Source organism: Kitasatospora sp. NPDC057542 (genome assembly GCF_042801945.1).
Lineage (GTDB): Bacteria > Actinomycetota > Actinomycetes > Streptomycetales > Streptomycetaceae > Kitasatospora.
Genome location: NZ_JBHVFE010000618.1, coordinates 1 through 4333 on the forward strand (window position 1 = coordinate 1; position 4333 = coordinate 4333).

The window sequence follows — 4333 nt, forward strand, 5'->3', positions numbered from 1 at the left end:
CCCCCGGCAGTGCGCCGGGGGCGGGCCCATGTGTGCGCTCCGGCCCGTGGACGCCCCGCGACCAGCCGCGGAGCGGATCGGATTCACCCGGATCGCGCCCGGCACCCGAGTGAACACGCCCAGGACTCCACCCAACTGGCGCACGCTCCGTGCCGCCACAGCCACGCTCCGGTGGCAGGCGGCCGCGCAGTGGGTGACGGTAAATCAGGCGCCTCCTCCGCGGGTCCCTTTGTCCGGCATCGTGCCGGCGGTCGCGGTCCTGCGCGCCGGAAGGATCATCCTCATGCGTCCTACACGCACGCTGCTCACCGGGGCGGCCGTCGCCGCCGTCCTGGCCGTCGGTACCCCCATGGCATTCGCCGACGGCGCCCCAACCCAGGACAAGAACCTCACCTGGCAGGAGAAGTCCGAAAACTCCGGGGGCGACGACGAGCACAAGGGCGGCAACGAGCACAAGGGCTCCGACGAGGGCCGGGGCAACGAGGGCCGAGGCAATGAAGGCCGGGGCAACGAAGGCCGAGGGAACGAAGGCCGGGGCAACGAAGGCCGAGGGAACGAAGGCCGGGGCAACGAAGGCCGGGGCAACGAAGGCCGAGGGAACGAAGGCCGAGGCGACGAAGGCCGGGGCAATGAAGGCCGGGGCAACGAAGGCCGAGGGAACGAAGGCCGGGGCAACGAAGGCCGGGGCGAGGACAACAAGTCCCCGCACGGCGGCGTGCACGCCGGTGGCGGCGGTACGGCGTCGACCGGCGGCGGCCTCGCCTCCGGCGCGGTGCTGCTGCTCGGTGGCCTCGGAGTCGGCGCGTACGCCCTTCGCCGCGGCCGCCGCACCTCCGGCGCGGTCGTCTGACGCCTGACGTCCTGCTCCCGCCGCCTCCGGGCGCCACCCCAGACGGGGCGGGCGAGCCGGGGGCGGCGGGCCCGTCGTGGAACCGGTTGAGCGGAGGACAGGAATGACGGACGGTTCCGCCACTGGAATTCCCCGGCTGCTGCGCGCGGGGATGGGCGCGACAGCGGTCGGACTACTGCTGATCTTCAACTCGGTGGACACCGGGCCGGGCACCAACCGGGCGGAGAGCCAGCCGGTTCCCCCGGCTGTCGCCGCACCGGTCGTCCCCGGGCCGCCGGATGCCGCGCACCCGGTCCCGGCTGCCCCGGCTGCCCCGGCAGCACCAGCAGCACCGGCAGCCGTGCCGCAGGTGCCGGTGCTGGGGCGCGCCCAGCCGACCCGGCTGCGGATCCCGCAGATCGCCGTGGACGCGCCGTTCACCGAGCTGACCCTGGACCCGGCCGGTCGGCTCAACGCGCCGCCACCGGACGACAAGAACCTGGTCGGCTGGTACCGGGACGGCGTCACCCCGGGCGAGCGCGGCAGCGCGATCGTCGCCGGGCACGTGGACACCGCCAAGGGCCCGGCAGTGTTCCTGCTGCTGAAGCTGCTGCGGCCGGGCAACAAGGTCGAGGTCAACCGTATGGACGGCACGGTCGCGGTGTTCTCGGTGGACTCGGTGGAGACTTTCGCCAAGGACGCCTTCCCCGACCAGAAGGTGTACGGCAAGGTGCCGGACGCCCAGCTGCGGCTGATCACCTGCGGCGGCGCCTACGACAAGAAGCGCCGGGACTACCTGGACAACGTGGTGGTCTTCGCGCACCTGGAGTCCTCGCACAAGGCCTGACCCGGCTGACGCGGACGACCGCCGGCCCCCGTGAATCGGGGGACCGGCGGTCGTCCGTGCGTACGGCGGCGGTTCAGCCGTTCACGGTGGCCTCGAAGGCGTGCAGGTAGGGGTTGACAGGGCGGACCGCGACGACCGTCAGCCCGGCCTCCGCCATCAGCCCGACCATGCTCTCCTCGGAGTGCTTGGCGCCCCCCACGTTGAGCATCAGCATCAGGTCCATGGCCGTGGTGAAGCGCATCGAGGGGCTGTTGTCGACCAGGTTCTCCACCACCACGACGCGGGCGCCGGAGCCGCCCGCCTTCACCACGTTGGTGAGGGTGCGGCGGGTGCTGTCGTCGTCCCACTCCAGGATGTTCTTGATGATGTAGAGGTCGGCACGGACCGGGATCTCCACCCGGCAGTCTCCCGGCACCAGTCGGGCCCGGGCGGAGAAGGCGCCGCCCTTCTGGAGCCGGGGGTCGGCCCCGGCCACCACCTTGGGCAGGTCGAGCAGGGTGCCGTGCAGCGCGGGGTGCTTCTCCAGCAGGCTTGCCAGCACGTGGCCCTGGCCGCCGCCGATGTCGGCCACCGAGTCGATGCCGGTGAGGTCCAGGTACTCGGCGAAGTCCTCGGCGGACTGCCGGCTGGAGGTGGTCATCGCCTTGTCGAAGACCTTCGCCGAGTCACCCGCGTCGCTGTGCAGGTAGTCGAAGAACTCCTTGCCGAACAGCTCGGGGAAGACGTTGCGGCCGGAGCGGACCGCCTCGTCCAGTCTCGGCCAGGCCTCCCAGGTCCACGGCTCGGTGCACCAGAGGGAGATGTAGCGCAGCGAGTTGGGGGCGTCCTCCCTCAGCAGCCGGGACATCTCGGTGTGCTCGAAGCGGTCGTCGCCGCTCTCCACGAAGATCCCGTAGCAGGTGAGCGCGCGCAGCAGGCGGCGCAGCTGTCGGGGCTCGGTGTCGAGTACGGCGGCGAGGTCGGTGACGGTCGCCGGGGTGTCGCCGAGCGCGTCGGCGACGCCGAGCCGGGCGGCCGCGCGGACGGCGGCGGCGCAGGCGGCTCCGAAGACGAGCTCGCGCAGGCGCATCGCGGCCTGGGGACTGGTGTGGGCGGGTGCGGTGGTCATGGCTGGATTCCTCGGGTCCTTGGGAGTTCCTGGGGCGGCGGGGGCGAGGGGGCCGGGGATCAGCAGCGACCGGCCGGCTCGGAGCGCTCGCAGGTGTTGCGGGCGAAGGTGTTGCCGGCGCCGCTGTCGCGGTCGGCGAGGTCGGCCGGGCCGTTGCCGCTCAGGCGGTTGTCGGTGATCACGGCGCGGGCGTTGGGGGCGCCGACGACACTCTTGAAGAGCACGATGCCGCCGGAGAAGTCCGAGGTGCCCGTGTTGTCGCGGACCTCGTTGTCGGTCACCCGGGTGTCCTCGGTACCGGTGAGCACGATCCCGGCGCCCTGCATGGCGCCCAGGCGCGGGTTGGCCGGACAGAACTTGTTGTTGGCGACGACGGTGTTGTGCCGGACGTCGAGGTCCCCGGCGCGGGGTACGCCTTCGTCGCCGACCACGACGACACCGGCGCAGTTGCCGCTGATCCCGTTGTCCTGGACGGCCAGCCCGCGCAGCCGGCGGACGGTGACGCCGATCCGGTTGCCGGTCAGCTGGTTGCCCTCGACCACGGTGCCGCCGGTGTCGGGAGAGCCGCCCTCGCGGTAGGCGTAGTTGGCGAGGAAGACGCCGGACTGGCCGTTGTCGGTCGAGTGGTTGCCGCGGATGACGGCCCGGGTGGACATCTCCTGGCTGATGCCCTGTTGGGCGTTGCCGTGGACGTAGGTACCGCTGACGGTCAGGCCGGTGGTGCCGCTGGCGTCGATGCCGTTCTTGCGGAAGCCGGTGACGGCGAGGCTGTCGACGGTGATGCCGGACAGCGGGTGCTCCTCGGTGCCGACCACGCAGATGCCGTGCCCGGCGGTGGCGCAGGCGTTCTCGGTGTCGGCCCCGGGGGTGATCACACTGTCCGCGCCGGAGCCGCGCAGGGTGAGGCCGGGGGTGGTGATGCGGACGCTGCCCCGGTAGGTGCCGGGGAGCAGCTGGAGGATGTCGCCGGGCCGGGCGGCGTCGACGGCCCGCTGAATCGATTGGCCGGGCCGGACGAAGTGCAGCCGGTCGCCGATGTCGGCGCGGGCCGCCGGGGCGGCGGCCAGCGCGGCAAGGGCGGTGGTCAGGGCGGTGGCGGCGGCAGTGGCCGCGGCCAGGTGGTGGACCCGTCGCGTGGGCATGAGCGGTGACCTGTTTTCTTTCGGCGCGCACGGAATACGTGCTGGTGTCGTGGTCTCCCGCACGGTCCAGCGGTGTGGGCTGACGCGCTGTGCGCGGGCGGTGACGGCTGGTGGGTGCGGCCGTGTCGACCGTACGGGCGGCCGGGTGGGCCCGCCACCAGAGCTGGGCTGCGGGACTGACGGCGCGTCGACCGGAGGCGAGTCGCTCGGCGTGGCGCGGTGGTGGATGGTCGGGCGTGGCGTGCGACGGGTGGCCGGGACGGCGCGGGGCGGGTGGTCGGGCGCGGCTCGGGGCGGGCGTGGCGACGCGCCCGGCCGCGGGGGCGGTCGGGCGCGTCGGGGGGGCGGGCGGGCGGGCGGCATCGGGCGCGGCGCGGCGGCCCCGGGCAGCCCCCCGCCCGAGCCCC

The 4333-nt window shown here is 73.4% G+C and carries 4 protein-coding genes; 2 read left to right on the forward strand and 2 right to left on the reverse strand.

Annotation, left to right across the window (positions count from 1 at the left end):
• Positions 1-229: 229 nt before the first annotated feature.
• Positions 230-850 carry a hypothetical protein gene (locus tag ACFU7Y_RS40900; protein WP_380771468.1) on the forward strand — a complete coding sequence of 207 codons (621 nt, stop codon included), beginning with the start codon at positions 230-232 and terminating at the stop codon, positions 848-850.
• A gap of 103 nt (positions 851-953) precedes the next feature.
• Positions 954-1676, forward strand: a complete 723-nt coding sequence (locus tag ACFU7Y_RS40905) for a class F sortase (RefSeq protein ID WP_380771470.1) — start codon at positions 954-956, stop codon at positions 1674-1676.
• Between the two features lie 73 nt (positions 1677-1749).
• Here the strand turns inward: ACFU7Y_RS40905 and ACFU7Y_RS40910 are convergent, their stop codons facing one another.
• Positions 1750-2784, reverse strand: coding sequence for a methyltransferase (locus tag ACFU7Y_RS40910; RefSeq protein WP_224282873.1), 1035 nt, complete (start codon positions 2782-2784; stop codon positions 1750-1752).
• 59 nt (positions 2785-2843) lie between these two features.
• Entirely contained in the window at positions 2844-3926 is a 1083-nt protein-coding gene (locus ACFU7Y_RS40915; protein WP_224282874.1) for a nitrous oxide reductase family maturation protein NosD, read from the reverse strand.
• Positions 3927-4333: the final 407 nt, after the last annotated feature.